Source organism: Lyngbya aestuarii BL J (assembly GCF_000478195.2).
In the GTDB taxonomy this organism is placed as follows: domain Bacteria; phylum Cyanobacteriota; class Cyanobacteriia; order Cyanobacteriales; family Microcoleaceae; genus Capilliphycus; species Capilliphycus aestuarii.
In genome coordinates this window covers 1-1,395 of record NZ_AUZM01000206.1, presented here as the reverse complement: position 1 = coordinate 1,395, position 1,395 = coordinate 1, and the positions used below count along the sequence as shown (strand labels likewise).

The 1,395-nt window shown below is 35.6% G+C and carries 1 protein-coding gene; it reads left to right on the top strand.

All coding sequences use genetic code 11. From position 1 onward, the window contains the following. Positions 1-776: J domain-containing protein (locus M595_RS27545; protein ID WP_203419184.1), on the top strand; the 776-nt coding region annotated here is incomplete at its 5' end. Positions 777-1,395 lie beyond the last annotated feature (619 nt).

Below are 1,395 nucleotides of genomic sequence, written 5' to 3'. Positions count from 1 at the left end.
GTTCTCAAAAGCAAACTTCATCCACACCCACCGAGTCCACTACATTGTTAGGACTTTCCAGTTTTCATGAACGTCATCGCCTTCTAGAAGAAGAACATCAATGGCTTCTCAAACAGATTAAACGAAAACGCACTGAACTCAAAAACTTCTTAGATCAGATGCGTACCATTGCGACTCGAATTTTTAGCCAAGCTTCCCCTCTCTATCAAAAACAGAATCAACTGGACACTAAAATTCATAATTTATTTGAAGAAATATTAACCAATCAAAAATTGGGAAAAAAGAGCAAACAAGATATTTTCAACGTTTACTGTTCTCTCCAATTAATCGGATTAATCAGTCCTCAATTAGATGAAGATGATGAATTCGATACTTTTTTTAATAACTCCTCATCAGAACGAGGGAATACTGAAGCCGGAGAAAACTTCTTTAATAACAATACCCATAATTTTCATCAATTTGATGAAGATCATTCTTTCACGGAATCTCAAACAAAATCCCCTGAATCTCAACAAATTCGACAAATATTTCTAAAATTAGCTTCTCTTTTTCATCCAGATAAGGTCACGGATGCTGAAACACAAATGCACCATAATGAGGTAATGAAAGAAATTAACCGTGCTTATCAAGAAGGGGATATTGCTCGACTGCTTGAAATCGAGAAGCAACACCATCTTCAAGAAAAAATTGACTCAATTAGCAGTACAAAATCTGAAATTGAAAGGCTTTGTCTTCGACGAGAAAAAGACAATCAACTTCTCAAAAATCAGTACTAAAATATCAAAAAAGAACTCCGTATTGCTCGAAATACGCCCGAAGGTGAACTGGTAAAAAATTATCGCGCTGGTCAAAAACAGGGAATTGATTCCATCGCTGAAATAGTTCTAGAATTAGAAGCTCAAGTCAAAGCCATAGAAAATATCTATAATTTTGTTCAGGACTTTCGAGACAAAAAAATCACAATTAAAGAGTTTATCAAAAGCTCCAGTTGTCCTGAAAATGCTGAAGAAATGTTAGAAATGATGTTGAGTCGCTTCTTAAAAATAGAACTCTAACTTGAATTACCTTGAGTTCACGAACAAATCGCGGTTTCTGCCCAGATCATGCCGTAAAATCATTCTAAGACAAAGAATAATCATAGAATCAATGGAGAACTGGGTGGCTAGATTAGGGAAGCTCATTTTCAATTCTGTGACCGTAACAGTGTAAGATAGGGAATCAAAATATCATAATTCAGGATTAAGTTAATCGGGAGCTTGCATAACGATGAGAGTTGAATCTATTGAACAAGAATACATGACTAACTCCAATGAAACTCAAACAGATAGTGAAGCAGTCCTAGTCACAAAGGTGATCTTTGAGGGTGTTTCTAGTCCCTGTATTTTATCACGGTTA